General features: G+C 72.7%; 27 protein-coding genes. 18 read left to right on the forward strand and 9 right to left on the reverse strand.

The window, feature by feature from the left end; translation table 11 throughout:
* Nucleotides 1-112: 112 nt before the first annotated feature.
* The 8 genes from folK to rnc all read left to right on the forward strand — a co-directional run bounded on the left by folK (nt 113) and on the right by rnc (nt 6,830).
* Nucleotides 113-661: a 2-amino-4-hydroxy-6-hydroxymethyldihydropteridine diphosphokinase gene (gene folK, locus BCF33_RS11260; protein ID WP_245883814.1), complete on the forward strand. Its 549-nt coding sequence runs from the start codon at nt 113-115 to the stop codon at nt 659-661.
* Between the two features lie 67 nt (nt 662-728).
* On the forward strand, nt 729-1,082 hold the full coding sequence (rpoZ, locus tag BCF33_RS11265; protein WP_106161019.1) for a DNA-directed RNA polymerase subunit omega: 354 nt from the start codon (nt 729-731) through the stop codon (nt 1,080-1,082).
* Between the two features lie 151 nt (nt 1,083-1,233).
* Nucleotides 1,234-3,432: a RelA/SpoT family protein gene (locus BCF33_RS11270; RefSeq protein WP_106161607.1), complete on the forward strand. Its 2,199-nt coding sequence runs from the start codon at nt 1,234-1,236 to the stop codon at nt 3,430-3,432.
* A complete protein-coding gene (locus BCF33_RS11275; protein WP_106161020.1) occupies nt 3,416-4,045 on the forward strand; it encodes a DUF2062 domain-containing protein in 630 nt (209 codons plus the stop codon). The genes BCF33_RS11270 and BCF33_RS11275 overlap by 17 nt, the downstream gene beginning before the upstream one ends.
* A complete protein-coding gene (locus BCF33_RS11280) occupies nt 4,042-4,797 on the forward strand; it encodes a pyridoxine 5'-phosphate synthase (RefSeq protein WP_106161021.1) in 756 nt (251 codons plus the stop codon). The genes BCF33_RS11275 and BCF33_RS11280 overlap by 4 nt, the downstream gene beginning before the upstream one ends.
* A 55-nt stretch (nt 4,798-4,852) precedes the next feature.
* Nucleotides 4,853-5,305, forward strand: coding sequence for a holo-ACP synthase (gene acpS, locus BCF33_RS11285; RefSeq protein WP_106161022.1), 453 nt, complete (start codon nt 4,853-4,855; stop codon nt 5,303-5,305).
* Nucleotides 5,306-5,361: 56 nt separating this feature from the next.
* Complete coding sequence (gene lepB, locus BCF33_RS11290; RefSeq protein WP_106161023.1) at nt 5,362-6,159, forward strand: signal peptidase I; 798 nt, start codon at nt 5,362-5,364, stop codon at nt 6,157-6,159.
* On the forward strand, nt 6,156-6,830 hold the full coding sequence (gene rnc / locus BCF33_RS11295; protein WP_106161024.1) for a ribonuclease III: 675 nt from the start codon (nt 6,156-6,158) through the stop codon (nt 6,828-6,830). Before lepB ends, rnc begins: the two co-directional genes overlap by 4 nt.
* Here rnc and BCF33_RS11300 read toward each other — a convergent pair.
* Nucleotides 6,827-7,423 (reverse strand): thermonuclease family protein, encoded by a 597-nt coding sequence (locus BCF33_RS11300; protein WP_106161025.1) that lies wholly within the window; start codon nt 7,421-7,423, stop codon nt 6,827-6,829. The two genes, rnc and BCF33_RS11300, sit on opposite strands and share 4 nt — an antisense overlap.
* A 103-nt stretch (nt 7,424-7,526) precedes the next feature.
* Between BCF33_RS11300 and era the strand changes: the two genes are divergently transcribed.
* The 3 genes from era to recO all read left to right on the forward strand — a co-directional run bounded on the left by era (nt 7,527) and on the right by recO (nt 9,574).
* Complete coding sequence (gene era / locus BCF33_RS11305) at nt 7,527-8,441, forward strand: GTPase Era (RefSeq protein WP_106161026.1); 915 nt, start codon at nt 7,527-7,529, stop codon at nt 8,439-8,441.
* Nucleotides 8,442-8,445: 4 nt separating this feature from the next.
* Nucleotides 8,446-8,778, forward strand: coding sequence for a DUF1491 family protein (locus BCF33_RS11310; RefSeq protein WP_106161027.1), 333 nt, complete (start codon nt 8,446-8,448; stop codon nt 8,776-8,778).
* A 73-nt stretch (nt 8,779-8,851) separates the two neighbouring features.
* Nucleotides 8,852-9,574: a DNA repair protein RecO gene (gene recO / locus BCF33_RS11315; protein WP_211292384.1), complete on the forward strand. Its 723-nt coding sequence runs from the start codon at nt 8,852-8,854 to the stop codon at nt 9,572-9,574.
* On the opposite strand, the gene BCF33_RS11320 is transcribed toward recO, so the two are convergent.
* Both BCF33_RS11320 and BCF33_RS11325 read right to left on the reverse strand, forming a co-directional pair.
* Nucleotides 9,571-9,948 carry an META domain-containing protein gene (locus BCF33_RS11320; RefSeq protein ID WP_106161028.1) on the reverse strand — a complete coding sequence of 126 codons (378 nt, stop codon included), beginning with the start codon at nt 9,946-9,948 and terminating at the stop codon, nt 9,571-9,573. The genes recO and BCF33_RS11320 overlap by 4 nt on opposite strands.
* The gene (locus BCF33_RS11325; RefSeq protein ID WP_106161029.1) at nt 9,948-10,991 is read right to left on the reverse strand and encodes an NAD-dependent epimerase/dehydratase family protein; all 1,044 of its coding nucleotides are present in this window, start codon (nt 10,989-10,991) and stop codon (nt 9,948-9,950) included. The genes BCF33_RS11320 and BCF33_RS11325 overlap by 1 nt, the downstream gene beginning before the upstream one ends.
* A 355-nt stretch (nt 10,992-11,346) precedes the next feature.
* Between BCF33_RS11325 and BCF33_RS11330 the strand changes: the two genes are divergently transcribed.
* On the forward strand, nt 11,347-12,105 hold the full coding sequence (locus BCF33_RS11330) for a sulfite exporter TauE/SafE family protein (protein ID WP_106161030.1): 759 nt from the start codon (nt 11,347-11,349) through the stop codon (nt 12,103-12,105).
* 19 nt (nt 12,106-12,124) lie between these two features.
* On the opposite strand, the gene BCF33_RS11335 is transcribed toward BCF33_RS11330, so the two are convergent.
* From BCF33_RS11335 to BCF33_RS11345, 3 genes are all read right to left on the reverse strand, one after another.
* Nucleotides 12,125-12,652 carry a DUF3859 domain-containing protein gene (locus BCF33_RS11335; RefSeq protein WP_158259412.1) on the reverse strand — a complete coding sequence of 176 codons (528 nt, stop codon included), beginning with the start codon at nt 12,650-12,652 and terminating at the stop codon, nt 12,125-12,127.
* A complete protein-coding gene (locus BCF33_RS11340) occupies nt 12,649-13,179 on the reverse strand; it encodes a DUF3859 domain-containing protein (RefSeq protein ID WP_158259413.1) in 531 nt (176 codons plus the stop codon). Before BCF33_RS11340 ends, BCF33_RS11335 begins: the two co-directional genes overlap by 4 nt.
* A gap of 108 nt (nt 13,180-13,287) precedes the next feature.
* Nucleotides 13,288-14,895, reverse strand: a complete 1,608-nt coding sequence (locus tag BCF33_RS11345; RefSeq protein WP_106161033.1) for a phosphoenolpyruvate carboxykinase — start codon at nt 14,893-14,895, stop codon at nt 13,288-13,290.
* 288 nt (nt 14,896-15,183) lie between these two features.
* On the opposite strand from BCF33_RS11345, the gene BCF33_RS11350 reads away from it, so the two are divergent.
* The 6 genes from BCF33_RS11350 (at nt 15,184) to BCF33_RS11375 (ending at nt 19,893) form a co-directional block, all read left to right on the forward strand.
* A complete protein-coding gene (locus BCF33_RS11350; protein WP_106161034.1) occupies nt 15,184-15,885 on the forward strand; it encodes a response regulator transcription factor in 702 nt (233 codons plus the stop codon).
* Nucleotides 15,886-15,899: 14 nt separating this feature from the next.
* Complete coding sequence (locus tag BCF33_RS11355; protein ID WP_245883845.1) at nt 15,900-17,564, forward strand: sensor histidine kinase; 1,665 nt, start codon at nt 15,900-15,902, stop codon at nt 17,562-17,564.
* 199 nt (nt 17,565-17,763) lie between these two features.
* Entirely contained in the window at nt 17,764-18,189 is a 426-nt protein-coding gene (locus tag BCF33_RS14400; RefSeq protein WP_245883815.1) for an HPr kinase/phosphorylase, read from the forward strand.
* Nucleotides 18,190-18,322: 133 nt separating this feature from the next.
* Nucleotides 18,323-18,745 (forward strand): PTS sugar transporter subunit IIA, encoded by a 423-nt coding sequence (locus BCF33_RS11365; protein WP_106161036.1) that lies wholly within the window; start codon nt 18,323-18,325, stop codon nt 18,743-18,745.
* A 15-nt stretch (nt 18,746-18,760) separates the two neighbouring features.
* Nucleotides 18,761-19,018 (forward strand): HPr family phosphocarrier protein, encoded by a 258-nt coding sequence (locus BCF33_RS11370; protein WP_106161614.1) that lies wholly within the window; start codon nt 18,761-18,763, stop codon nt 19,016-19,018.
* Nucleotides 19,019-19,137: 119 nt separating this feature from the next.
* Nucleotides 19,138-19,893 carry a 1-acyl-sn-glycerol-3-phosphate acyltransferase gene (locus BCF33_RS11375; protein ID WP_245883816.1) on the forward strand — a complete coding sequence of 252 codons (756 nt, stop codon included), beginning with the start codon at nt 19,138-19,140 and terminating at the stop codon, nt 19,891-19,893.
* 347 nt (nt 19,894-20,240) lie between these two features.
* Here the strand turns inward: BCF33_RS11375 and BCF33_RS11380 are convergent, their stop codons facing one another.
* From BCF33_RS11380 to BCF33_RS11390, 3 genes are all read right to left on the reverse strand, one after another.
* Entirely contained in the window at nt 20,241-21,119 is an 879-nt protein-coding gene (locus tag BCF33_RS11380; protein ID WP_106161038.1) for a 3-hydroxybutyryl-CoA dehydrogenase, read from the reverse strand.
* Nucleotides 21,120-21,212: 93 nt separating this feature from the next.
* Entirely contained in the window at nt 21,213-22,148 is a 936-nt protein-coding gene (locus tag BCF33_RS11385; RefSeq protein ID WP_106161039.1) for an electron transfer flavoprotein subunit alpha/FixB family protein, read from the reverse strand.
* Nucleotides 22,149-22,910, reverse strand: a complete 762-nt coding sequence (locus tag BCF33_RS11390; protein WP_106161040.1) for an electron transfer flavoprotein subunit beta/FixA family protein — start codon at nt 22,908-22,910, stop codon at nt 22,149-22,151.
* Nucleotides 22,911-23,360 lie beyond the last annotated feature (450 nt).

Raw genomic sequence — 23,360 nt, forward strand, 5'->3', positions numbered from 1 at the left:
CCCGATCGGCCCGCCGATGCGGCCCGCTCCGGGCGCGGTCCCCTCACCCCCGGAAATTCTTGCATGGGTGTAGTAGGGTTAGCTAGACGCGCAAGCGGTGACGAAGGGTAACGTGGAACTGACGCTGGTCGCCTTGGGCGCGAACCTGCCGAGCGGCGGCATCGCGCCGCGCGAGACCTTGCGCGCCGCCGCGGGCGAGGTGGCGCGGCGCCTGGGCCCCGTGCGGCTGTCCTCGATCTGGCGCAGCGAGGCGGTTCCGGCCGGCGCGGGGCCGGACTATGCCAACGCCGCCCTCGCGTTGCGGACCGCCCTTCCGCCCCGGCGCGTGCTGGACGTCCTCCACGGGATCGAGGACGCGCTCGGCCGGGTGCGGGGCGCGCGCTGGGGCGCGCGTGCGCTGGACCTCGACCTGGTGGCCTGGGGCGACCGCGTCGCGCCGGACGAGGACCGATGGCGCGAGGAGGCCGGGCGGCCCGCGGACCGGCCCCCGCCCGCGCCGGAGCGCCTCATCCTGCCGCACCCGCGGATGCAGGACCGGTCCTTCGTCCTTGCCCCGTTGGCGGAGGTCGCCCCCGGCTGGCGTCATCCGGTCCTGGGTCGGACCGCGGCCGAGATGCTGGCGGACCTGCCGGCCGCTCCCGGCCTCCGGCGGACGGCCTGAGCGGCTTGCGTTCCGGGGCCGCGGCGCCTATGTCGCGGGCTTCCTACCCGAGCCAGGAGTGCAGCGCATGGCCCGCGTCACCGTCGAGGACTGCGTCGACAAGGTTCCGAACCGCTTCGAGCTGGTCATGCTGGCCGCCCACCGCGCGCGCGAGATCGCGACCGGCGCGCCGCTGACCGTGGACCGCGACCGCGACAAGAACCCCGTCGTCGCCCTCCGCGAGATCGCCGAGGAGACGCAGAGCGCCGAGGAGCTGCGCGAGCGTCAGATCGAGGCGCTTCAGACCCAGATCGAGGTCGACGAGCCCGAGGAGGACCAGATGGCCCTCCTCATGGGGGTCGAGCAGGACAAGCCCCAGCGCGACGACATGGACGAGGAGAAGCTTCTTCGGGCGCTGATGGAGGCGCAGGGCCCGCAATAGGGCACCCGGCCGCACCCCTTTTCGGCGCCGGGCCCGTGCCGGGCCCGCGCCACGACACCGCCGCATCGGCCCAGCAGGCTGAAGGTCGCCCGAGCCCGAGGCGCGCCGCATGAACCGAACCGCCGACAAGCCTGTTCCGCAGGCAGCCGTGATTCCGCCCGCGGACACGCTGATCGCGCAGGCCCGCGCCTACAACCCCGACGCCGACGCGGACCGCATCGCCGCCGCCCATGCCTATGCCGTGCGCGCGCACGAGGGCCAGGCCCGGCGTTCGGGCGAGCCTTACGTGATCCACCCGATCGCCGTCGCCAGCATCCTCGCCGCGCAGCGGATGGACGACGACACGCTCATAACGGCGCTCCTGCACGACACGGTCGAGGACACCGCGGCCACCACGGACGAGCTGACGGCCCTGTTCGGCACGCATGTCGCCGAGATGGTGGACGGCGTCACGAAGCTGACCAATCTCGAGCTGACGCGCGCCGAGACCAAGCAGGCCGAGAACTTCCGCAAGCTGTTCCTCGCCATGTCCAAGGACGTGCGGGTGCTCCTCGTGAAGCTCGCCGACCGGCTGCACAACATGCGGACCATCGCCGCGATGCCCCCTGAGAAGCAGGCCCAGAAAGCCCGCGAGACGATGGAGATCTTCGCCCCCCTTGCGGGCCGGATGGGCATGCAGTCCTTGCGCGAGGAGCTGGAGGATCTGGCCTTCGAGGTGCTGCAGCCGGTCGCGCGCCGGTCGGTGATGCGGCGCTTCGCGGCGCTGCAGCGCGCGAATCCGGGCATCGTGGATGGCGTGATCGCCGACATCCAGTCGGTCCTCGCCCGCGATGGGATCGCCGCCGAGGTGCACGGGCGCGCCAAGAAGCCCTACAGCATATGGCGCAAGATGCAGGAGAAGGACCTCGCCTTCCAGCGCCTCTCGGACATCTACGGCTTTCGGGTGATCTGCGAGGCGGACGTCGCGCCGGAGGCCGACTGCTATCGCGCGCTCGGCGCGATCCATCAGCGCTGGGCGGCCGTGCCGGGGCGATTCAAGGACTACATCTCGCAGCCCAAGTCGAACGGCTACCGCTCGATCCACACGACCGTCTCTGGCCGGAACGCCAAGCGCGTCGAGGTGCAGATCCGCACCCGCGAGATGCACGAGGTCGCCGAGGCCGGAATCGCCGCGCACTGGTCCTATCGCGACGGCGCGCCCGCGCAGAACCGCTTCGCCGTCGATCCCGCCCGCTGGATCGAGGCCATGGCCGAGCGCTTCGCGGGCGAGGGAGGCGACGACCAGGACTTCCTCGAGCACGTGAAGCTGGAGATGTACTCCGACCAGGTGTTCTGCTTCACGCCCAAGGGGGAGGTGGTGAAGCTGCCCCGCGGCGCGACCCCCGTGGACTTCGCCTACGCGGTCCACACGAAGGTCGGCGACCACACCCAGGGCGCGAAGATCGACGGGCACCGCGCGCCCCTCTTCACCCGGCTGAGGAACGGCCAATCGGTCGAGATCATCACCGCGCAGGGCCAGCGGCCCCAGGCCTCGTGGCTGGAGATGGCGGTCACGGGCCGCGCGCGCTCGGCCATCCGCCGCAGCCTGCGCGTCGAGGACCGCGAGCGGATGATCCGCCTCGGCGCGGAGCTGGTCCGCGTGGCCTTCGCCCAGATCGGGCGGCGGGCGACGGACAAGGCGCTCGGGGTCGCGGCCAAGGCGCTGGCGCTGACAGGCACGGACGAGTTGCTGGCGCGGGTCGGCTCGGCCGAGCTGTCGGCGCGGCGGGTGGTGGACATCGTCTGGCCCGGCCAGGCGCCGAAGGCCCCCGCCGCGCCCGGCGAGGCGGTGATCGGCCTGCCCCCCGGCCAGACCCCCGTGCGGGGCGCCTGCTGCGAGCCGCTGCCCGGCCAGCGCATCGTCGGCATCACCTACCGCGGCGACGGTGTGGTCCTGCACGCGATCGACTGCGCGCGGCTGGCCGACCACGAGGACGAGCCGCAGCGCTGGATCGACGTGCGCTGGTCGCCGGGTCGCCACCCGGTCGAGCATCCCGTCACCGTCGAGCTGACGATCTCGAACGGGGTGGGGGTTCTGGGGCGCATCTGCACCCTCGTCGGCGAGCAGGGCGCGAACATCGCGGACATGACGTTCCTCGACCGCAAGCCGGACTACTTCCGCCTCAGGATGGTGATCGAGCTTTCCGATCAGGAGCACTGGCACGCCGTGCAGACCGCCCTGGAGGCGGAGACCGACCTCGCCGAGCTGCGCCGGCACAGGGGCGGGCCGGCGCATGGGGCCGCCAAGGGCGCGGGCGCGGCCTTCGTGCGCTCGGACGAGGGTCGCGGCGACCATGTTCCGGCGCCGTAACCCGCGATCCTACGCGCGCACCGCCGCGGAGGCGGTCTGGCCGCGCGGTGGCTGGGCGCGGGCGATCACCTACATGAAGCACCGTCTGCGCCGCCTGCCCGATCCGCCGGAGCGGATCGCGCGGGGCGTGATGGCCGGCGTGATCGTGTGCTTCACGCCGCTCTTCGGGCTGCACTTCGTGCTGGCCGCGCTGCTGGCAAAGCTCCTTCGCGGCAACATCCCGGCCGCCATCCTGGGCACGTTCTTCGGCAACCCCCTGACCTACGTGCCCATCGCCTACGTCGCGCTGGAGACCGGGCACCTGATCCTTCGCAGCCGTCCGGGCGCGGAGCCGCACGGCGCCCTGCGCGAGGCGTTCGAGGCGGCCGGCAGCGACCTCTGGACGAACGTGAGGTCGGTGTTCGCCGGGGGGCACGCGCAGTGGGACGGCCTCGTGCAGTTCTGGGGCGACGTGTTCTTCCCGTGGCTCGTCGGGGGCATGGCGCCGGGTATCGCGTGCGGCATCGCCTGCTACTACGTGACCTTGCCAACGGTCGCCGCCTATCAGAAGGCGCGCCGCGCGAGGTTGAGCCGGAAGGTCGCCAAGCTGGCGGCCAAGCGGATGCCCGAGTGATTGGAGACGAGACCGTGACGTTGAGGCTGGGGGTGAACATCGACCACGTGGCGACCGTGCGGAACGCGCGCGGCGGGGCCGTGCCCGACCCGGTGCGTGCCGCGAAGGTGGCCGAGGAGGCTGGCGCCGACGGCATCACCGCCCATCTGCGCGAGGATCGGCGCCATATCGGCGACGCGGACATCGAGGCGCTGGCGGCGGCCCTGACCGTGCCGCTGAACTTCGAGATGGCCGCCACCGAGGAGATGCAGGCCCTCGCCCTCCGCCACCGGCCCCACGCGGTCTGCATCGTCCCGGAGCGGCGCGAGGAGCGTACCACCGAAGGCGGTCTCGAGGTCGCGCGGGAGGAGAACCGGCTGGCCCATTTCATCGCCCCCCTGCGCGAGGCCGGCTGCCGGGTGTCGATCTTCGTAGCCGCCGACGAGCGGCAGGTCGAGGCGTCCGCCCGGATCGGCGCGGAGGTCGTCGAGCTGCACACCGGCGCCTATTGCGACGCCTGGTCAGAGGGCCGCTGGGGCGATCGCGATGCCGAGCTGGAGCGTCTGCGCGCCATGGCCGCCCATGCCCACGCGCTGGGGCTGGAGGTTCATGCCGGGCATGGCCTGACCTACGAGAGCGTACCCCCCATCGCCGCCCTGCCGGAGGTGCGCGAGCTGAACATCGGCCACTTCCTCATAGGCGAGGCGATCTTCCGCGGGCTTCCCGCCGCCATCGCCGAGATGCGCCGCGTCATGGACGAGGCGCGGGCCTGACCCCGCCCCGGACCTTCGGGCCCCTGGCCGCGCCCGCGCGGTCGGAGGGGCGGCGGTGATCCTCGGGATCGGGACCGACCTGGCCAGCATCGAGCGGGTCGAGGGGGTGCTGGCGCGCTTCGGCGACCGCTTCCGCGCCCGGGTCTTCACGGATGCCGAACTGCGGCGCGCGGCCTGGCGCGAGGGCCAGGAGGCCGCCACTCTGGCCAAGCGGTGGGCGGCGAAGGAGGCATGCTCCAAGGCGCTGGGGACGGGGCTGCGGATGGGGATCGCATGGCGGGACATGGGCGTCGCGAACCTTCGCACCGGGCAGCCGACCATGCGCCTGACCGGCTGGGCGGCGGACCGGCTGGCCGCCATGACGCCGGAGGGGCACGAGGCGCGCGTCCACGTCACCCTGACCGACGACCACCCCTGGGCGCAGGCCGTGGTGCTGATCGAGGCCGTCCCCGCGGGCGCGCCGCCGGTCCCGCCCGCCATGCCGCCGGGGGCCTCGCGCGCCCGTTGACCTCCCGCCGGCCGGCCCGCACATAGCCTGGGCCCCAGGCACAGGAGCGGCGAGGCATGGCCCACGAGGCGAGCGCGGAGAAGAAGGGCGGCGTCTGGGAGACGGTGAAGACCGTGTTCTGGGCGCTGGTGATCGCGGGCCTCTTCCGCACCCTCCTCTTCCAGCCCTTCTACATTCCTTCGGCCTCGATGAAGCCGACCTTGCTGATCGGCGACTTCCTCTTCGTCAACAAGATGGCCTACGGCTACTCGCGCCATTCCTGCCCGTTCTCCATGTGCTTCTTCATCGACGGGCGCTGGCTGGGGTCCGAGCCGGACCGGGGCGACGTGATCGTCTTCCGCCATCCCGTGAACGGGCAGGACTTCATCAAGCGGCTGATCGGCCTGCCCGGCGACCGGGTGCAGATGCGCCAGGGACGCCTTTTGATCAACGGCGAGGCTGTGCCGCACGAGCCCATCGGCGACTTCGTCGAGACCTACGATCCCGGCGCCCGCGGCGGTCCGCAGCGATGCCACAACGGGCCGGTGGCCGAAGGCGCGCCCTGCATCAAGGAAGCCTTCCTCGAGACGCTGCCCGGCGACGACGAGCCGCACGTCGTCCTCAACATCCGCGACGGGCAGATCAACTTCGACGACACGGCCGTCTTCACCGTGCCTGAAGGCCACTACTTCTTCATGGGGGACAACCGCGACAACTCGACCGACAGCCGAATCGCGCAGCCCAACGGCGTGGGCTTCGTGCCCTACGAGAACCTGATCGGCCGGGCCGACCGGGTGATCTTCTCCTCGGCGGGGCAGTCGCTCCTGTTCCTCTGGACCTGGCGGCTGGACCGGTTCTTCGAGGACATCCCTTGACCCTCTCGGCCGAGCTGCGGGCCTTCGAGGAACGGCTCGGCCATCGCTTCGCGGACCCCGGGCTGCTGCGCACGGCGCTGACCCATTCCTCCATCGAAGGGCGCCCCTCCAACGAGCGGCTGGAGTTCCTGGGCGACCGGGTGCTGGGCCTCGCAGTGGCCGAGGCGCTGCTCGCGGGGGACCGCACGGCGGAGGAGGGCAAGATCGCCCCCCGATTCAACGCCCTCGTCCGCAAGGGGACCTGCGCCGCCGTCGCCAGGGAGGTCGGCCTCGGCGAGGTGCTGCGCCTCGGGCGGTCCGAGATGAAGACCGGCGGGCGCCGGAAGGAGGCGCTGCTGGGCGACGCGATGGAGGCGGTGATCGCCGCCGTGCATCGCGATGCAGGGTTCGAGGTCGCGCGCGCCCTCGTGCTGCGCCTGTGGGCGACCCGGATCGAAGCGGTGGGCGAGGACGCACGCGACGCGAAGACGACGCTCCAGGAGTGGGCGCAGGCGCGGGGCTGGCCGCCGCCCCTCTACCGCGAGGTCGCCCGCACGGGCCCCGACCACGCCCCCGTCTTCACCGTGGAGGCCCGGCTGAAGGACGGTCGCACGGCCCGCGCCGAGGCGAAGGCGAAGCGCGACGCCGAGCAGGAGGCGGCGAGGGCGCTGCTGGGCGAGGTGGGGGGCTAGGTCCGAGTGGGCGGCATCCGGCCCTTCTGGCGCGCGTCGCACCGCCAGAGGCGTTTGCGGATGCCGGGCTGCTCGAGGTGGGAGTAGGCGCCGCCCGAGTACTTGGGCCAGTCGATGGCATGCCCCGTGCGCACCATCTCTGCCGATAGGTCCATGCCGTCGTCCCGACGGCATACGCCCACCAGACGGTCGTGGACGTCGTTGTCGAGAAGGTCGACCGTGATCCTGCGCCCCTTGCAGAGCCGGACCATCGCCCACTTGGCGTTGCGTCCGTAGGGATGCTCCATCTCCGGGGCGTCGATCCCGAACAGCCGGATTCGCGCGCCGTCCACGTCGATCGTGTCGCCGTCGATCACCCAGGCCCTGCCGCTGACCTGCTGCGAAAGGTGACGCTTCGTGGCCGGACGCTGCCCGGCTGCCGAGGTGCGCGATTTCGCCGTCTTCGGCGGTCGCGCCGGCGGTTCGTACTCACCCTGACGCTCGCCAAGGGCTTCACGCTCGCTTCCTCGGTCGGGCGGCGTCCCGGGCGAGGCGTCCCGGACGAGCAGCCAGACAAGGACCGCGACGACCGCGATGACAATTGACCCTTCCATACCAGGACTTTGGCAGATGGTTTGCAGGGGCATCAAGACGAAGGTGGCGCGGGACTGTGTTTTCCGTAGTGACCTGGATCGTCCCCCGTCCTATCTCCGCTCCATGACCCAGACCCCCGCCCGCGCCGGGTTCGTCGCCCTGATCGGGGAGCCGAACGCCGGGAAGTCCACGCTCCTGAACCGGATGGTCGGGGCCAAGGTCTCGATCGTCACGCACAAGGTGCAGACCACGCGCGCGCGCATCCGCGGCGTGGCGATCGAAGGCGCTTCGCAGATCGTGTTCGTGGACACGCCCGGCCTCTTCCGCCCGCGCCGGCGCCTCGACCGCGCGATGGTCGCGGCCGCCTGGGGGGGCGCGTCGGACGCGGACGTCGTGGTCCTCCTGATCGAGGCGCAGCGCGGCCTGACGGACGGGGTGCGCGCCATCCTGGACCGCCTGCGGGACGAGCCGCCGAAGGCCCCCGTGGTCCTCGCCATCAACAAGATCGACCGCGCGCCGCGCGACCGCCTCCTCGGCCTGACGCAGGAGATGGCGGAGGCCTTCGATTTCGCCGAAGTGTTCATGATCTCGGCCGAGAAGGGATACGGCACGGACGACCTGAAGGCGTGGCTCGCCGGGCGGATGCCCGAAGGGCCCTGGCTCTACCCCGAGGACCAGATCGCCGACCTGCCCCTGCGGATGCTCGCCGCCGAGACCACGCGCGAGAAGCTGACCCTGCGCCTGCACCAGGAGCTGCCCTATCAGCTGACCGTCGAGACCGAGGGTTGGGAGGAGCGGGCGGACGGGAGCGTGCGGATCGACCAGGTCGTCTACGTCGCGCGCGAGGGGCACCGGGGAATCGTGCTGGGCCGCGGCGGCGAGACGATCAAGGCCGTCGGCAAGGCCGCGCGGGAGGACTTGTCGGAGTTCCTGGACCGGAAGGTGCACCTCTTCCTGCAGGTCAAGGTCCGCGAGAAGTGGTTGGACGAGAGGGCGCGCTTCGAGGCGATGGGCCTCGACTTCCGGGACGGGGGCTGAAGGGATGGCGCGGCTGACCTCGGAGATGTGGGTCGCGGCCTATCTTGCGCGACTTCGGGGCGAGGCTATCCCGGCCTTCCTCGCGGCGAAGGGCGACGCGACGGCGGGCAATGTCCTGGTGAAGGTCGCGACGATGGACGGGGCGGCCAAGCTCTTCGAGTGTCGCTACGACATGATGGCCGACCGCCGGTCCTGGGAGGTGACGACCGAAGGCCCGGAAGGGGAGGTCGACGCCTCCCTCGCCCGCCAACGGGGCTTCGACCGGGATCTCTGGGTTGTCGAGGTCGAGGACCCGAAGGGCCGGCACCTCCTGGACGATCCGGGGCTGGTGCGTTGAGCGGCGGCCGGGGCGGCCGGGGCGGCGGTGCAGGTGGCTTGCCAGGGCGTCTCGGCAGGGCGAAGCGCGTCCCATGATCGAGTGGCGCGAGGAGGGGGTGCTGCTCTCCGCCCGCCCGCACGGCGAGGCGCACAGCATCGCCGAGGCGCTGACCGTGGGCCACGGGCGGGTCGCGGGCCTCGTCCATGGGGGGCAGTCGCGGAAGAAGGCCGCCATGATGCAGCCCGGCACGCAGTTGGACCTGTCGTTCCGCGCCCGCAGCGAGGACGCGCTCGGCACCCTGTCGGCCGAGCCGATGCGTTCGCGCGCGCATCTGATGGGGGAGCGGCGGCCGCTCGCGGCGCTGAACGCCGCGACCGCGCTCCTGCGCTTCGCTCTGCCGGAGGGCGAGGCGCATCCCCGCCTCTACCGCGCGACGATGCGTCTTCTCGATGGCTTGGGCGACGCCGGGTGGGAACTGGGATACCTCGAATGGGAGGTGCTCCTCCTGGAGGAGGCGGGCTTTGCGCTCGACCTCTCGCGCTGCGCGGTGACGGGGGCGACGGACGGGCTGGCCTTCGTGTCCCCCAAGACCGGGCGGGCGGTGACGGAGGCCGGCGCGGGGGGGTACGCGGGCCGCCTCCTTCCCCTGCCGCCGGTGCTGCGGGGCGGGGACGGCGGCCCGGCGGAGGTAGCCGAGGGGCTGCGCGTGACGGGGCATTTCCTGGCCCGTTCCCTCGGCGCCGCGCTGGGGCGCCAGCTGCCGGAGGCGCGCGCCCGCCTCCTCGACGCGCTGGAGCGGGACGGGCGCCCCTAGGGGCGCCGGAAGAGCATCTCGCCCCCATCGCGGTTCCGCAGGACGAGGACGCCGCCGAGCACCTCCGCCTCCGTCATCGCCTCCAGCGCGGCGAGGAAGCGGGCCTCGGCGTCGAGGGCGGGACAGGCGCGGCGGGTGGCGGCGAGGGCGGATGCCTCGAACCACGGATAGGGCGCGGTCTGCCGACCGGAGAAGGCGTTGCACGGCGCCCGCCCGGAGAGCGCGCCGCCCGGCCCGAGCGAGAGCGTCGCCTGTGCGCCCAGGGGCGCGCCGTCCAGCGTCTCCAGCCGCCACTCGCCCCCTCCGCCATGGCCGGCGAGCGTCTCGTCCGGGCAGAGGAGGCCGAGCGCGGTGCAGAGAAGCCCGGCCACCATCAGCGCCCCAGGGCCAGAAGGGCGCGGAAGGTCGCGCGCGCGGCCTCCTGCGGGGGGATGAAGTCGATCCCCAACTCGGCCCGCGCGCGGTCGCTTGAGACCGCCTGGCGGCGGCCGAGCGTCGGGACGATCCCCTTCAGGGCGGGATCGAAGCGCGCGAGAAGGCGGACCAGCCAGTTCGGGGCCTGCCGGCTGGGGATCCTGCGGCCCGGCGCCTCCTCCCTGGCGATGCGGGCCATCTCGACGAAGGAGAGGGGCCCCGACTGGCAGACGTAGCGCCGGCCGACCGTCGACGGGCCCGCGAGCGCGGCGAGGTGAGCGCGCGAGACGTCGCGCACGTCGACCGCCTCGAAGGTGAGGTCGGGAAGCATGGGGTCGCGGCCCTTCAGCAGGCGCTCGGCCACGGCGACGGAGGTTCCGCCCTCGTCCGCGAGGAGGGGGCCGAGGACGAAGCCCGGGTTGATCACCGTGAGGTCGAGGTCGGCCCGCCGGGCCTCGTTCCATGCCGCCCGCTCGGCCCGGGTCTTGGACAGGACGTAGGCGTTGGCGCCGGGGTGGCCTTCGGTGGACCAGTCCCGTTCATCCCGGGGGCGCCCTCCGCCGGGGTCGGGACCGTTCGCCACGGCCGCCGTGGAGGAGGTCAGGACCACCCGCCGCGCGCCGGCCGCCTTCGCCGCGCGCAGCGCGCGCACCGTGCCGCCCACCGCCGGCCCGATCACGGCCTGCGGGTCCTTGGGCCGCTGCTCGAGCGGAAAGGGCGATGCGGTGTGAAGGATCGCCTCGCACCCTTTCGCGGCCTCCGTCCAGCCGTCGTCGCGGGAGAGGTCCAGCAGGACGAACTCGAGCCTCTCTAGGCAGTCGGGGTCGTCTAGGTGCGGCCGCAGCGCGTCCCGCACCGTTCCGGCGCGGTCCATGGAGCGGAGCGAGCCGCGCACGGCATGGCCCGCGTTCAGGAGGTCGAGCGCGATGCGATGGGCGAGAAAGCCCGTGATGCCGGTCAGGAGTATCAAATCCGGCAGCCACGCAGCGTCCGTACGAGCCATGCGCGGCCGCGCGGCCTACCCGGCAGGACGAGGCCCAGGGGAGGCGCCCCGACGTCCCTCCGTCGGCCCGGCGCCGGGCGCGGGCGGCCCCCGTCGCCCGCCATCCCCCTCGGGCGGCGCGGCGCGGCCCCGGCCGCCGCGAGCGCGCCCGGCCGAGACGCCGCGGGATAGAGAGGCATGGGGGGGCTCCTTCCTGCGGTGCGCCGGAGGGAAAGGATCGCACGCCGCCCTGCGGGGCGCAACGAAGGCCACCGCGAGAGGCGAGGCCCGGAGGAGAGCACGGCCCGCCCCGCCGCCCCCATCCACGCGCCGGCAGGAGTTGCGGCCCCATGCGCGGGCGGGCAGGTCAGGGCCCGTGGACGAGATCACCCTCAGCGCCCTCGCCCTCTGCGTGGCGATCACCCTCCTCGCCGGGTTCGTGAAGGGGGCGGTGGGCTTCGCCATGCCCCTCATCATGGTGTCGGGCATCTCCTCGATCCTCGACCCGAAGCTCGCCGTGGCGGCGATCATCCTGCCCGTCGTCGCGACCAACCTCGCCCAGACCTTCCGAAGCGGCATCGGCCCGGCATGGGACGCCGCGCGGGAGCATCGGGTGTACATCCTGCTCGTCTGCCTCTCCATCCTCCTGGTAGGCCAGCTCCTCCCGGCGATCGACGCCCGGACGATGTACTTCGTCCTCGGGGTGCCGGTGACGACCCTTGCGGCGCTCCAGCTCGTCGGATGGCGGCCGCGGATCGCGCCGGAGCGGCGCAGGATCGCGGAGATCGTCGGGGGGCTGATCTCGGGCTCTCTTGGCGGGTTCGCGGGGACCTGGGGGCCGACCACGGTCCTCTACCTCCTGGCGCTCGACGTGCCCAAGGCGCGGTCGGTGCTGGTGCAGGGGGTGATCTACGGGGCCGGCAGCTTCGCCCTCCTGGCGACGCACAGCGTCTCCGGCATCCTGAACCGCGGCACCGTGCCCCTCTCGGCCCTGCTGCTCGTGCCCAGCCTCGCGGGCATCTGGCTGGGCTTCCGGGTCCAGGACCGGCTGGACCAGGACCTGTTCCGCCGCCTCACGCTGGGCGTGCTGGTGCTGGCGGGGCTGAACCTGATCCGCCGGGGGGCGGGATGGTGAGGCGCGCGCCGCAGGGCCTTCAGGAAAGCAGCTCGGGCGCGCCGCAGCCGACGAGGGGCATAGCCCCCGGGCGGGGCTCGACGGCCTCGAAGGCGGCGCGCGCGACCTCGCGCCCGTCGAGGAGGAGAGTGAAGCCCCAGGCGCCGGCCACTTCCTCGTGGGGATAGTCGAACGTGTAGAAGGCGATGGCCCGGCCGGCGGCGGGATGGGGGTTCATCGCCTGCCGCGTCTCGCCCGAGCCTCCGAAGGGCGGGTGGGTGACGATCACCTGCGCGGTGCCCGACACGCCGGAGGCGAAGGTCGCCTCGATCCCGAAGGTGGTGCCGCTCGAGAGCGGGACCATCTCCGTCGCCCGCCGGAGCACCGGATCCGCGACGAGGTCGATATAGCCCGAGACCGTGCCCGGCGCTTCCTGGCGCTCGCCGGTGTCGGAGGCGCACCAGAGCCCCGCGCGCAGGCCGGTGACGACCGCCGGATCGAAGCGGATCTCCGCGGCCGCCGGTCCGGCGAGCGCCGCGAGGAGGGCGAGGGCCCGCGCGGCCCTCATGCGACGGGGGGCCCCTGGCAGCGCAGGAACGGAGGCTGGCCCTCGTCCGGCACGACGGCGAAGGTGACTGACAGGATGGACGTTCCCGAAAGGGCGTCCAGAACCTCGAACGTCCATTCGCCCGGAACCTCCTCGTAGGGGAAGTCGAAGGTGTAGAGCAGGAAGGACGGCGCGGCCCCCGCGGGAGGCAGGGGCACGGGGCGGACGTATTCGGTGATCGGGCTGACGTCGAAGGGCGGATGGGCGGTCCGGCCGGTCACCACCGTCTCGATCGGGCCGGTCCCGCGATACTCGATGCCGAAGGTCAGGCCGGTCCGCGCAGGCACCTCCAGCGTCCGGTGGCGGAAGTCCGGGATCCGTCCCTGCCATACGGTGCCCGAGGCGGTCTCGGGCGCCTCGACCAACTCGCCGTCCGTCATGCAGTAGAGGCCATGGGACACCAGTTCGACCCGGTCCTTGTCCGCGACGATGCCCGCCCCGAGGGCGGGGCCCGCGAGAAGCGCGAGGGCGAGGGCGAGCGTGCGCATGCGCCAGACCGTCGCGCCGGGCCGCTGCCGGGTCAAGGAGGGGCGTTCCCGTCCTGGCCCCCGGCGCCCGCCTCCCCGGTCCCGGCCTCGGCCCCGGCGCGGCATGGCTCAGCCGATCGCGACGGCGCGCACGTCCTCGTCGACATGGCCTTCGTACTGGCGGAAGTTCTCGGCGAACATCCCGGCGAGCTTGGCGGCCTGCGCGTCGTAGGCGCCTCCGTCCGCCCAGGTCGAACGGGGATCGAGCAGGGCGTCCTCCACCCCCGGCACGGCGACGGGCACGTCGAAGCCGAACACGGGGTCCTTGCGGAAGGCCGCGTCCGAGAGGCCGCCCCCCAGCGCCGCGGAGAGCAGCGCCCGCGTCGCGCGGATCGGCATCCGCGACCCGGTCCCATGGGCCCCGCCGGTCCAGCCGGTGTTCACGAGCCAGCAGGTCGCGCCGTGGCGCGCGATCTTCTCGCGCAGCAGGTCGCCGTAGACCTCCGGCCGGCGGGGCATGAAGGGCGCGCCGAAGCAGGTCGAGAAGGTGGGCTGAGGCTCGGTCACGCCGCGCTCGGTGCCCGCGACCTTCGAGGTGAAGCCCGACAGGAAGTGGTACATCGCCTGCGCCGGCGAGAGGCGGGCGATCGGCGGGAGCACGCCGAACGCGTCGCAGGTCAGCATCACCACGTTCTTGGGATGCCCGCCCAGCCCGGTCGGGCTGGCGTTGGGGATCGCCTCCAGCGGGTAGGCGCAGCGCATGTTGGCGGTGAGGCTGTCGTCTTCGAAGTCCAGCTCGCGCGTGTCCCCGTCCCAGACCATGTTCTCGACCACGGTGCCGAAGGCGGTGCAGGTGTCGAAGATCTCGGGCTCGGCCTCGCGGGTGAGGCCGATGGTCTTGGCGTAGCACCCGCCCTCGAAGTTGAAGGTGCCCCTGGCGGACCAGCCATGCTCGTCGTCGCCGATGAGCACGCGGTCCGGATCGGCTGAGAGGGTCGTCTTGCCGGTGCCCGACAGGCCGAAGAACACGGCCGTATCGACCGGGTTGCCCTTCGCGTGGTTCGCCGAGCAGTGCATGGGCATCACCCCCTTCTCGGGCAGGAGGTGGTTCAGGACGGTGAAGACGGACTTCTTGTTCTCGCCGGCGTAGCTGGTGCCCGCGATCAGGATCTCGCGGGCGTCGAAGTTCAGCGCGATCACCGTCTCGGAGCGGCAGCCGTGCCGCCGGGGGTCGGCGCGGAAGGAGGGCAGGTTCAGGATCGTCCAGTCGGGCACGAACCCCTCCAGCTCGTCCCGCGCGGGACGACGCAGGAGGTAGCGGATGAAGAGGGCGTGCCAGGCCAACTCGGTCACGACGCGCACGCGGAGGCGGTGCTCGGGGTCCGCGCCCGCGTGGAGGTCCTGGACGTCGAGGTCGAGGCCGCGGGCATGAAGGCGCATGTCCGCCCGAAGCGCGTCCCACGCCTCGGGATCCAGGGGGGGATTGTTCTCCCACCAGATGGCGCCCTCGGTCGAAGGGGTGCGGACGACGAACTTGTCCTTGGGCGAGCGGCCCGTGTGCGCGCCGGTCGTCACCAGAAGGGCGCCGCCGCGCCCCAGCCTCCCCTCGCCCCGCAGGAGCGCGCGCTCGACCAGAGCGGGCGCGGAGAGGTTGTAGTGGACGGCCGCCGCCTCGATGCCGGCCGCCCCGAGCGTGGCCCGGGGGTTCACGCGGCCTTGGTGGGTATGATCGAGCACGGCGTCCTCTCCGATGCGGGTCGCCCGGAACGGACCCGGGCCCTTCGGGACGCTACGTATCGGAGGCCGCGCGCCGCACAACCGTGCCGGGCGATGTTTACGCCAACAGCCGGGGGGTTAGCGCCAACGGCGCGGAAATCGGCCAGTCCTTAGGGCGGTCTTAGGACTTTCTGTGGCCGATTGGGCGCGCAAGCCCGGGTGCGATTCGCGGCGCCGTTGATCGGCGGCCCTCCGCCGGATCATGTCACCGAAAGGGCATTGGACAGAGCAGAACGAAGGATAGAGACCATGTCGCGCATCGCGCTCGTCGACGACGACAGGAACATCCTGACGTCCGTTTCCATGACCCTCGAGGCCGAGGGGTTCGAGGTCGACACATACAACGACGGCCAGGCGGCCCTCGAGGCGTTCAACCGCAGGCTGCCCGACATGGCGGTCTTCGACATCAAGATGCCCCGCATGGACGGCATGGACCTGCTGCAGCGGGTTCGCCAGAAGACCACGATGCCCGTGATCTTCCTGACCTCGAAGGACGACGAGATCGACGAGGTGCTCGGGCTGCGGATGGGGGCCGACGACTATGTCCGCAAGCCCTTCTCCCAGCGCCTCCTGATCGAGCGCATCCGCGCCATCCTCCGCCGCCAGGAGGTGGTCGCCGGGGAGACCCCCTCCGCCGAGGAGGTCGCGCAGGTCATGACCCGCGGCGAGCTGACGATGGATCCGATGCGCCACGCGGTGTCTTGGAAGGACATGGACGTCACCCTCACCGTGACCGAGTTCCTCCTCATCCAGGCGCTGGCCCAGCGCCCGGGCTTCGTGAAGTCGCGCGACCAGCTGATGGACGTCGCCTACGACGACCAGGTCTACGTCGACGACCGCACCATCGACAGCCATATCAAGCGGTTGCGCAAGAAGATGCGCTCGGTCGATCCGGACTTCGCCGCGATCGAGACGCTCTACGGCATCGGGTACCGCTACAACGAGGACTGAGCACGGTGGCGCTCCTGGACGCCGGACCGGCGGAAGACGCGGGGGACGGGGCGGGGACCAAGGCGGGGCCGCGGATCGCGCGGCCCCGCCTGCCTTCGCTGAACCGCTCGCCGTTGGCGCGCAAGATCATCACCTTCAACCTCTTGGCGCTGGTCGTCCTGGTGTCGGGGGTGCTCTACATGAACTCCTCGCGCGACCATCTCGTCACTCAGCGCGAGCAGGCCCACATCGTCGAGGCCGAGCTGATCGCCGCGGTGTTCGAGGCCGCGCTTCCCGAGGGTGCGCCCGTCGACCTGGCGGCCGGCGACGGGGTGGACGCGGCCCGGGCGCTGGACGCGCTGCGGCTGCCCCGCGGGATCGAGGTCTGGGTCGCCGACCCATCCGGCGCCATCCTGGCGAGGTCCGACATCCGGGACGCGGCCCGCATCCCCGGGATCGCCGCGCCCGAGATGCCGCCCACCTACATCACCGACCGGCTCAACGACGTCTGGTCCTGGTTCGAGGAGGTCACCGGCAGCGGACCGCCCGAGGCCGCTCCGGCCCCTCCGGAGGCGCGCGTGCTCGCCCTCTCCAGGACAGTCGCAGGATCGGGGGCTACGGTCGTGCACACGGTCGGCGTGAAGGGGGGCGAGCCCGCGTTCTGGACCGGCACCCCGATCGAGCGGGGCGGAGCGGTCGTCGGCGTCCTCGTGACCGCCACCGTCGCCGGCGAGATCGACCAGCTCGTCCGGGCCGGCCGCGAGGAGGTGCTGCAGATGTTCGCCATCGCCATCCTCGTGTCGATCGGCCTGTCGCTCGTGCTGGCCTCGACCATCGCGACCCCGCTCTCCGACCTCGCCGAGGCCGCGGCGATCCGGCAGGAAGGCCGCCGCGGGCAGGACCCGGCGCGCGTGCGCATCCCCGACCTGACGGGCCGCCCGGACGAGATCGGGAACCTCTCGGGGGCGCTTCGCGGCATGGTCGCCGCGCTCTACGACCGGATCGACTCGAACGAGCAGTTCGCCGCCGACGTCGCGCACGAGATCAAGAACCCGCTCGCCTCGCTGCGCTCGGCCGTGGGCACGCTGCGCGTCGCCAAGCGGGACCACCAGCGCGCGCGCCTCCTCGAGGTCATCGAGCACGACGTGCGCCGCCTCGACCGCCTCGTCAGCGACATCTCGAACGCCTCGCGCCTCGACAGCGAGCTGGTGAAGGAGGAGCAGGAGGCGTTCGACCTCGTCAGGCTCGTGGCGAACCTCGCGGAGCATCTCGGCGAGGAGGCGCGCGAGAAGGGGATCGAGTTCATCACCGACCTGCCGTCCGAGCCCATCCGCATCGAAGGGCTGGAGGCGCGCCTGGCGCAGGTCTTCGTGAACCTAGTCACCAACGCCACCTCCTTCTGCGAGGAAGGGGACGCCATCCGCGTCTGGTGCCGCCGCCGCGAGGACCGCGTCCTCGTGGTGGTCGAGGACACCGGCCCGGGCATCCCCGAGGTGGCGCTCTCCAAGATCTTCAACCGCTTCTACTCAGAGCGGCCGCAAGGGCAGTTCGGCAACAACTCGGGCCTCGGCCTCGCCATATCGAAGCAGATCGTCGAGGCGCATGGCGGCGTCGTCTGGGCGGAGAACATCCGAGCGCCGGACGCCGATCCGGGCGGCAGGCCCCTCGGCGCCCGCTTCGTCGTGGGCCTGCCGGTCTGAGCGCGGCGCCGACCGTGCCGCGCCCCGCACCCGGCATGCGGCGGCCGCCGCCGGCGCCGTGCCCCGCCCGCCCGAAGCCGTCCGGCGCGGCGCCCCCTATCTCCGCCCCCGCCTTCCCGGACCCTGCGCCGCCCCCGCCGCGCGCCCTTCGCGGCCCGAAACCGCGTCCCCGCGCCCGCCCAGGCGGGACGAGGGGCGCGTGACGGCGCGCCCGCTCGACCTTCATGGGGGTGCCGTTTCGTGGCGCGGCGCCGGACTTCTGATCCTCGGCGCGTCGGGGTCGGGGAAGTCCTCGCTCGCCCTGCGGCTGATCGCCCTCGGCGCCGGGTTCGTGGCGGACGACCGGGTTCGCCTCTCGGGCGGGGGCGGGGCGCTGCACGCGCGGGGGCGGCCCGGCGCCCCCGCGGCGGTGGCGCGGCGGGGGATCGGCCTCGTGCCGGTGCCGCCGGGAGAGGGCGCGCGCGTCGTCCTCGCCGTGCGGACGGACCGCCGCGAGGACCGGCGCCTGCCGCCCGCGCGCCGCCTGCGTCTGCTGGGCCATGCCGTCCCGGTCCTCCATGCCGGCCCGGAGCCGGGGTTCGCGGAGGGCCTTCTCGTGCTCCTGAAGGCGCTAGGGCCGCCATAGGTCCCTGCGTCACACGCCCGTCATGCAGAGTTTCGCGCCCTTGAAGGCCGCGCCGCACGGGTATCTATAGGGGAAGGGACGGAACCGGGCCGCGCAGGCCGCCCGGCTCGCATGAAAGGGTCGAGGAGGCCCGATGATCGGCATCGTAATCGTCGCGCATGGCGGATTGGCCGCGGAGTACCTCGCCGCCGTCGAGCATGTGGTCGGCCCCCTGCCGGGCACGCGCGCGATCCCGATACAGGCCGAATGCGACCGCAGCGCCAAGCGCGACGAGATATGCCGCGCGGCCGACGAAGTCGACAGCGGAGGCGGCGTGGTGATCGTGACCGACATGTTCGGGGGAAGCCCCTCGAACCTCAGCCTGCCGGCCTGCGCCGCGCGCGGGCGCAAGATCGTCTACGGGGCGAACCTGCCGCTTCTCGTCAAGCTGGCCAAGTCGCGCCGCAAGCCGCTGGAGGCGGCGGTGGAGGCCGCGCTCTCGGCGGGGCGCAAGTACATCGACGCGTTCGACGCACCGGCCGCTCCGCCGGCCCCCGCGGCCGGCACGGCGGCCTGAGCCCACGTGATCCGCATGCTGACGATCGTGAACGAGAAGGGGCTGCACGCCCGCGCGTCGGCGAAGTTCGCCGAGCTCTGCGAGGGGTTCGGCGCCTCCTGCGAGGTGCGCCGGGGCGACGAGGCGGCGGCGGGCGATTCGATCATGGGCCTTCTCATGCTGGCCGCCTCCCGCGGGACGCAGATCGAGGTTGAGACCTCCGGCCCCGAGGCCGAGGCGCTGATGGACGCGCTGGACGCCCTCGTCGCGGATCGGTTCGGGGAAGGCATGTGAACGCCCCGCCCGTCCCGGCCCCGCCCGGGCGGGGGGCCGGGGGCGGGGGGGCGCACGCCCCGTTCGAGAGGTCCCGCCTCTCCTATGCGGGCACGTTCCGGGACCGTCGCGCGGCCCGGGTGATCCGGACGATGGAGTGGGCGACGGGCAAGCGGGCCCTCCTGCGCCGCGTCCGCCGCCTCGAGGCCGCGGGCGTGCCGCATGGGCCCGCCTTCTGGCCGCGGGCCCTGGAGGCGTTGGGGATCGACCTGCGCACCCCCGAGGCCGAGATCGCGCGCCTGCCCCGGACCGGGCCCCTGGTGGTGGTGGCGAACCACCCGCACGGCCTGGTGGACGGCCTGGCGCTGGCGGCGCTGGTCGCGCGGCGGCGTCCGGACCATGCGATCCTGGCCCGCGCCCTTCTGACGGGCGTGCGGGAGGTCGAGGAGCACACGATTCCCGTGCCCTTCCCCCACGACCCGGACGCCCGGTGCGGCATGCTGGCGATGCGCGCCGAGGCCACGGCGCGGTTGGCGCGGGGCGGGTGCGTGGCGCTCTTCCCGGCGGGCGGGGTGGCCGCCGCGGAGCGGGCCCTCGGGCCGGCGGTCGAGGGGGAATGGTCGGCCTTCACCGCCAAGCTGATCCGCCGCTCGGGGGCGGGCGTGGTCCCCGTCCGGTTCGGGGGGCGGAACTCGCGCGCCTATCAGATCGCGGGGCGCCTCTCGCCGGTGCTGCGGCAGGGGCTGCTGATCCACGAGGTCCGGCGCAGCCTCGACCGGCCCATCCGCCCGGTGATCGGCGAGGCGATCGGCCCCGAAGCGCTGGCCGCCATGGGCCCGCCGAGGAGGATGATGGCCGCGTTGAGGGCGCGGACCCTGGCGCTGGAGCCGAGCTGACCGGGCGTTTCCTTCCCGTCATCTCAGTAGGTTGCGCGCGATGCCGGGGCAGCGCGCGCTGCGGTAACGGCTTGGCAAGGTCTTCGCGGCAGGATGGCCCCATGGCGGAGCGGATCCCAACACCCAGGCGACGAGGCGGACACATCGCCGGACCCGCCTTCCCGGCCCGGAGCGGGGCGACGGGAGGGGTGCGTCCGGCCGAAGGGCCGCCGGCGCCGGAACGGGCGCCGCCCGCCCCGGCCCGGCCCGCCGGGATGCGCCGCGCCGCAGGTCCGGAGTCCCGCCGGGGGGGAGGCGGCCGGACGGGCGCGGCGCCCCTGGCGGGCCGGCGGGCGGGGCCCGGCCGCTCAGCGCGTCGGGACGGGGCCGCCCTCGCCGCGGTGGTCGTAGAAGCCGCGGCCGGCCTTGCGGCCCAGCCACCCGGCCTCGACGTATTTGCGCAGCAAGGGGCAGGGCCGGTACTTCGTGTCGCCGAGGCCCTCGTGCAGGACCTCCATGATGGCGAGGCAGGTGTCGAGGCCGATGAGGTCCGCAAGCTCAAGCGGCCCCATGGGATGGTTCGCGCCAAGCTTCATCGAGGCGTCGATCGAGCGCACGGTGCCGACCCCTTCGTGAAGGACGTAGGCCGCCTCGTTGATCATGGGCACGAGCACGCGGTTGACGATGAAGCCGGGAAAGTCCTCGGCCGCCGAATGGGTCTTGCCGAGACGCTCGACCACGCCGGCGCAGGCGTCGAAGGTCTCCTGCGTGGTGGCGATGCCGCGGATCAGCTCGACCAGCTGCATGACGGGGACGGGGTTCATGAAGTGGAAGCCCATGAACCGCCCGGGCCGGTCCGTGCGGCTGGCGAGCCGCGTGATCGAGATGGACGAGGTGTTCGAGGCGAGGATCGCGCCGGGGGCGAGGTGCGGGACCAGCCCCTCGAAGATGGCGGCCTTGACGTCCTCGCGCTCGGTCGCGGCCTCGATCACGAGGTCGCAGGCGCCGAGGTCGCGAAGCTCGGGGGTGGTCGTCACCCGGGCGAGGGCCTCGGCCTTCCGCGCCTCGGTGACGGCGCCCTTCGCGACCTGCCGGCCGATGTCGCGCCCGATCGCGCCGGGCGCGGCGGCGAGGGCATCCCGCGAGACGTCCGTGAGCAGCACCTCGTAGCCCGCGAGCGCGCAGACATGGGCGATGCCGCCGCCCATCTGCCCTGCGCCCACGACGCCGATCCGCGCGATGTCCATGGCGTGCCTCCTCTGCCGGGGGGGGTTGGCGCCGCGGCGCGGCGGCGAGGCCCGGCCGCCCTGCACGCGAGGGGCGGCGGCCGGGCCGGGACCTCAGGAGGCCTTCTGCGTCAGCTCGGGCACCGCCTCGAAGAGGTCGGCGACGAGGCCGTAGTCCGCGATCTGGAAGATCGGCGCGTCCTCGTCCTTGTTGATCGCGACGATGACCTTCGAGTCCTTCATCCCCGCGAGGTGCTGGATCGCGCCCGAGATGCCGACCGCGACGTAGAGCTCCGGCGCGACGACCTTGCCGGTCTGGCCGACCTGCCAGTCGTTGGGCGCGTAGCCCGAATCGACCGCCGCGCGCGAGGCGCCCACCGCCGCGCCGAGCGCGTCGGCCAGCTTCTCGACCATGGCGAAGTCCTCCTCCGAGCCGATGCCGCGGCCGCCGGAGACGACGCGCCCGGCGGAGGTCAGCTCGGGGCGGTCGGATTCGGCGACCTTGTCCTCGACGAAGGAGGAGAGGCCCGGATCGCCCGCGGCGGATACCGCCTCGATCGGGGCCGAGCCGGTGGTCGCGGCGGCCTCGAAGCCCGCCGTGCGGATCGTGAGGACCTTCACGGCGTCCGAGGACCGCACCGTCTGGATGGCGTTGCCGGCGTAGATCGGGCGCTGGAACGTGTCCGCGTCCACGATGCCGGAGACGTCCGGGAGGATCATCACGTCGAGGAGCGCGGCGATGCGCGGCAGGACGTTCTTCGCGGCCGCCGTGGAGGGGGCCACGATGTGCGAGTAGCCCCCCGCGAGGCCGACGACGAGGTCGGCGACCGGCTCGGCCAGGCCGTTGGCGTAGAGGGCGTCGTCCGCGACGAGGACCTTCGCCGCGCCCTCCAGCGTGGCGGCCCCGTCGCCGGTCACCCCCTCGCCCGCGACGAGGACGTGCACCTCGCCCAGTTGCGCCGCGGCCGTCATCGCCTTGGCGGTGGCGTCCATGTTCACGTCCGACCCGCCGTCGATGCGGGACACTTCGGCGATCAGCAGAACGGTCATCTACAGCACCCCCGCTTCGTTCTTCAGCTTGCTTATCAACTCGTCCACGCTGGCGACCATGACGCCGGCCTTGCGCACGTCGGGCTCGGCCGTGGCGGTCACCGCGAGGCGGGGCGAGACGTCGACGCCGTAGTCCTGGGGCGTCTTCTCCTCCAGCGGCTTCTTCTTGGCCTTCATGATGTTGGGCAGCGAGGCGTAGCGCGGCTCGTTGAGGCGCAGGTCCACGGTGACGATGGCCGGAAGCCCGACCCGGATCGTCTGCAGGCCGCCGTCGACCTCGCGCGTGACGGTCGCCCGCCCGCCCTCGATCGCGACCTCGGAGGCGAAGGTCGCCTGCGGCCAGCCGAGGAGCGCGGCGAGCATCTGGCCCGTCGCGTTCATGTCGTTGTCGATGGCCTGCTTGCCGGCGAGGACGAGGTCGGGCCGCTCCTCGTCCACGACGGCCTTGAGGAGCTTGGCGACGGCGAGCGGCTCGATGTCGTCGTGCACGTCCTCGGCGGCGACGATCAGGATCGCGCGGTCGGCGCCCATGGCGAGGGCGGTCCGCAGCGTCTCCTGGTTCTTCTTCGTGCCGATGGAGACGGCGACCACCTCGTCGGCGACGCCCTTCTCCTTCAGGCGGATGGCCTCCTCGACGGCGATCTCGTCGAAGGGGTTCATGCTCATCTTCACGTTGGCGAGGTCGACCCCGCTGCCGTCGGCCTTCACCCGGACCTTCACGTTGTAGTCGATGACCCGCTTGACGGGCACGAGGATCTTCATCGCGCTCTCCCTATCGGCTTTGGGTGCGATGTAGCGCGGGCGGGTCCGGGATTGCAGGGCGAAAACGTCGCGTGGGGCACCGGGGACGCCGCGTTACGCGCGCGTCAACGCAATCAACGACCCCGGCGAAAATCTCTGTTCGTTCCGTTCGGGAATCATCATATCGCACTACGAACGAGGCAGGGCACATGATGGAGTAGGAGATGGCCAAGGACCGTAGAAGCGCGCGGACCGGACGGTTCGTGACGAAGAGGCAAGCGGCGGCAGATCCGGAGACGACGCTCGGTGAGCGGCGCGGAGGAAGGCCGGCCGGGAGTGCGAGGAGCGCGATCACCGGCAAGTTCGTCACCGCCGCCACGGCGAAACGCTGGCCCAGCAAGGCCGGCACCGCACGGTAGTCACTGTTGGGGCGGAACTCGTTCCGCCGGTGACGGAGTGGATTCCGCGCTG

Source organism: Hasllibacter halocynthiae (genome assembly GCF_003003095.1).
GTDB classification, from domain to species: Bacteria; Pseudomonadota; Alphaproteobacteria; order Rhodobacterales; family Rhodobacteraceae; genus Hasllibacter; species Hasllibacter halocynthiae.